Raw genomic sequence first — 3,787 nt, 5'->3', positions numbered from 1 at the left:
CCACCGACACCACGCTGGCCTACCCGAACTTCGGCGAAGAGATCAAGCAGTGGACCAACCTCAACGGGCTGAGCCAGACCCCCGCCTTCACCGACCACCCGCAGTCGTCGTGGACCCGCACCCGCTACGGCAACACCGGAACCCAGGCCACCGTCGAAGGCATCAGCATCAGCGGCGTCGGCCACCAACTCCCCATGACCGGCCAGCTCGCCTACGCCATCGCCTTCCTCGGCCTCGACGGCACCACCACGCCGTCCCCGTCGCCGAGCCCGTCGGCCACGCCCTCGCCCAGCCCGTCGCCCAGCAGCACGCCGTCGCCATCCCCGTCGCCGAGCAGCACGCCGTCGCCGTCCCCGTCGCCCACTGAAGGTTCGGGCGCCTGCCGGGTGAGCGCCACCGTGAACGCCTGGAACAACGGGCTGACCGAGAACATCGCCATCACCAACACCGGCTCCTCGGCCGTCAACGGATGGTCGCTGGCCTTCACCCTCCCCGGTGGACAGACCATCACCAACGGATGGAACGCCACCTACTCCCCCACCAGCGGACAGGTCACGGCGACAAACGTCAGCTACAACGGCTCACTGGCCCCCGGAGCCACCACCGAGATCGGCTTCCAGGCCACCCACACCGGCAACGCCGCCAAGCCCACCGCGTTCACGCTCAACGGCGTGACCTGCAGTGTCGCCTAGTCCCCTCGGGAAACGGGAGGTGCGGCGCCCGCACGGAGGTCATCGCTTCAGCGAAGGAGGTTCGATGGACCTTAGAGACGACCAGGAGCGCTGGTGACGGACATGACAGAGGCCCGGGTCGCGGCCGCCGCGCGGATCAACACCGCGGTGGCGCACCCGGCCCGGGTGTACGACTATCTGCTGGGCGGCAAGGACAACTTCGCGGCCGACCGCGAGGCGGCCGAGGAGCTGATCAGGGTGTCTCCCGGCACTCGTGAGGGGGTCCGCGCCCACCGCGCCTTCCTCCGCCGGGCGGTGCGCCACCTCGCCGAGTCGGGGGTCTCCCAGTTCCTCGACATCGGCACGGGTATTCCCACCCAGGGCAACACCCACGAGATCGCGCAGGAGATCGACCCCGACGCGCGGGTGGTCTACGTGGACAACGACCCGATCGTCTTGATCCACGGCCGGGCTCTGCTGACCGGCACGGGGACGACCACGGTGATCGAGGCCGACCTCCGGCAGCCGGAGGTGATCTTGTCCCATCCCGAGGTCCGGGCCGTGATCGACTTCACGCGTCCGGTCGCCGTCATCCTGGCCGGCGTCCTGCACTTCGTCACCGACGAGGAGGATCCGTACGCCACGGTGGAGCACCTCAAAGCCGCCGTGCCCGTGGGCAGCCGGCTGCTGCTGTCGCACATCACCCTCGACTTCGCGCCCCGACTGCGGGAGGAGGACTTCACCAAGCCCTACGACAAGAGCACCGCGCCCATGGTTCCCCGTACGCACACCGAGGTGCTGCGGTTCTTCGAGGGCTGGCACGTGGTCGATCCGGGCATCGTCGAGGTGGTGAAGTGGCGGCCGGACGACAAGGAGCACCAGGAACACATCCCGGGCGGCGGTCACGCCTGGGCCTACGGCGGAGTCGCGATCAAGCCCTGATCGAAGGACCGGGACGGCGCCTGCTCCCCGAGCGATTCGGGAAGCGGCGCGGTCTCCGGTGACGAGGTTCGTCGGGAACGCGCGGCCCGGATCCCGGGCCCCGCGTTCCCTTCTTCTTTTCGCTTACGGACAGGTCGCCGCGACCGGCGGCCGTGTCAGGTCAGTTGCGGCTCCACTGCTGGTTGGCCCCGCCGCCGCAGTCCCACAGCGCCACCTGGGTGCCGTTGGTCTGCGACCGGCTCGGCACGTCGACACACCGGCCGCTAACCGCTGGAGGCGTCCAGGTACTTCCAGCCGCGCGCGGTGAACTGCGTGGTCTGGGCCATGGCCCAGGCGTTCTTGCCGATGGCGTAGTACCCCGGCCAGGGCTGCGGCGCGACCGCCACGCCCATCGTGGCGAAGGGCAGGTTCGGGGTGATCGCGGCCGGCGACAGGCCTGCCGAGAGCGGGCGCCGTCAGGGGCGACCACGGCCGGGATTCGGGCGCCGACCGTCGCGTGACGTGCTGCCGCAGCGCGGAAGGCGTGCTGCCGCAGGCCCCCGCGCCCTGCGGCAGCACGCCCTCGCATCAGGTCGTCGTCCTCAGGCGGCGGTGCACGTGAGGGACCATGCCGACGGGCTGCCGCCGGCGAGGAAGCCGAACGTCGTGGAGGCGGACGGCTGGAGTGAGCCGTTGTAGGAGGCGTTGCTCACCGACACGGCCGAGCCGGTGGTGCTGAGCGTGCCGTTCCAGACCTGACTGATGGTCTGGCCGTTGCCCAGGGTCCACTTGACGGTCCAGCCGTTGACGGGCGCACTGCCGGCCGTCACCGTGATCTCGCCCTGGAAGCCGCCGGACCAGGTGTTGGTGGTGCGGTAGGTCGCGCCGCAGGCGCCACCGTCCGGCGTGGGCGTGGTCGTCGGGCTGGGTGACGGCGACGGTGAGACCGGGGGCGTCGGCGAGGGGGACGCCGAGGGGGACGCCGGTGGTGTGGGCGAGGGGCTGGTTGTGGGCCCGTCGCCGCCGGTGAACTGCCACCAGTTCAGGTTGAACAGGTAACCGCTGCCGCCGGTGAATTTGAGGTAGAGGTCGTGGGTGCCGGTCGCGCCGGTGACGGGGCAGGAGACGGTCGTCCAGGTCTGCCAGCCGCCGGTGCCCGGGACGGTGCAGGTGCCCATGAGGGTGCCGTTGACGCCGTCGCGGCGAAGCTCGATCTTTCCGCCGGAGGCGCCGGAGGCCACCCGTGCGGAAAACGAGGTCGCGCCGGTGCCGAAGGCGACGCCCTTGACCTTGATGTAGTCGCCGTTGTCGATGAAGCCGACGTTCATTCCGCCCTCGTTGGAGGGTTCGGTCTCGACGCCGGATTCCCAGGCGATGGTCTCGGCCTCCTGGCGGATGTAGGGGTTCAGGGTGCCGATCTGGGGTGCCCCGGTGGTGGTCATGGTGATGGTCGGGATGGTGCCGTCGGCGTTGTAGGTGAACTTCTCCACCGCGACCGAGCGGGTGTAGCCGCCGCCGCCCGGCAACGCGCCGTTGTGGTAGAAGAAGTACGAGCCGCCCTGGTAGTCGATGACGCCGGGGTGGTTGGTGAAGCTGCCGCCCTGGGTGGGCATGATCGTTCCCCGGTAGGTCCACGGTCCGGTGGGGCTGGGGGCGGTGGAGTAGGCGATGAACTCCGAGCAGCATTTGGCCGCGAAGACGATGTAGTACAGGCCGCCGCGTTTGTAGACCCAGGGGCCTTCTTCGAACAGGGTGGGCCGGTTGGCGTCGCCGGTGCGGGTGCCGAATCCGGCGGTGGTCAGATTGATCTTGGTGGGGCTGCCGGAGTAGGAGGTCATGTCGGCGTTGAGCTTGACGTACCACAGGTTGGGGTTGCCCCAGTAGAGGTAGGCCTGGCCGTCGTCGTCGATGAAGACGGTGGGGTCGATCTCCCCGTTTTCGACCAGCGGGTGTCCCAGGGCGTCCTTGAAGGGCCCGGTGGGGCTGTCGGAGACGGCCACGCCGATGGCCATCCTGCCGGTCGACCGGTTGGTCGTGGGCACGTACCAGTAGAACTTGCCGTTGCGGTAGACGGCCTGTCCCGCCCAGGCGTCGGATTTGGCCCAGCTGAAGCTGGCGACGCTGAGCGGGGAGCCGTGGTCGGTCCAGTTCACCATGTCCGCCGACGACCAGACCCGCCAGTCCTTCATGGTGAA

General features: G+C 69.4%; 5 protein-coding genes. 2 read left to right on the top strand and 3 right to left on the bottom strand.

Annotated features, from left to right (window positions below):
* Positions 1 to 692 (top strand): cellulose-binding domain-containing protein (locus tag ABZ860_RS42725; RefSeq protein ID WP_357232561.1); only part of this gene is annotated, 692 nt, incomplete at its 5' end.
* A 102-nt stretch (positions 693 to 794) separates the two neighbouring features.
* Positions 795 to 1,613, top strand: coding sequence for an SAM-dependent methyltransferase (locus tag ABZ860_RS42720; RefSeq protein ID WP_357232567.1), 819 nt, complete (start codon positions 795 to 797; stop codon positions 1,611 to 1,613).
* 160 nt (positions 1,614 to 1,773) lie between these two features.
* Here ABZ860_RS42720 and ABZ860_RS42715 read toward each other — a convergent pair whose 3' ends face one another.
* From ABZ860_RS42715 to ABZ860_RS42705, 3 genes are all read right to left on the bottom strand, one after another.
* A complete protein-coding gene (locus ABZ860_RS42715) occupies positions 1,774 to 1,860 on the bottom strand; it encodes a hypothetical protein (RefSeq protein WP_357232564.1) in 87 nt (28 codons plus the stop codon).
* Between the two features lie 16 nt (positions 1,861 to 1,876).
* Complete coding sequence (locus tag ABZ860_RS42710; RefSeq protein ID WP_357232570.1) at positions 1,877 to 2,005, bottom strand: hypothetical protein; 129 nt, start codon at positions 2,003 to 2,005, stop codon at positions 1,877 to 1,879.
* Positions 2,006 to 2,194: 189 nt separating this feature from the next.
* A partial coding sequence (locus ABZ860_RS42705) for a family 43 glycosylhydrolase (protein WP_357232558.1) occupies positions 2,195 to 3,787 on the bottom strand: 1,593 nt, incomplete at its 5' end.

The organism is Microbispora sp. NPDC046973 (assembly GCF_040644495.1).
Lineage (GTDB): Bacteria > Actinomycetota > Actinomycetes > Streptosporangiales > Streptosporangiaceae > Microbispora.
This window is presented reverse-complemented; position numbering and strand designations above follow the sequence as displayed.

What these genes read in the sequence shown, in the direction of transcription:
- ABZ860_RS42720 (WP_357232567.1), top strand. Translation starts at nt 795, where the DNA reads ATGACAGAGGCCCGGGTCGCGGCCGCCGCGCGGATCAACACCGCGGTG.
- ABZ860_RS42710 (WP_357232570.1), bottom strand. Translation starts at nt 2,005, where the DNA reads ATGGGCGTGGCGGTCGCGCCGCAGCCCTGGCCGGGGTACTACGCCATC.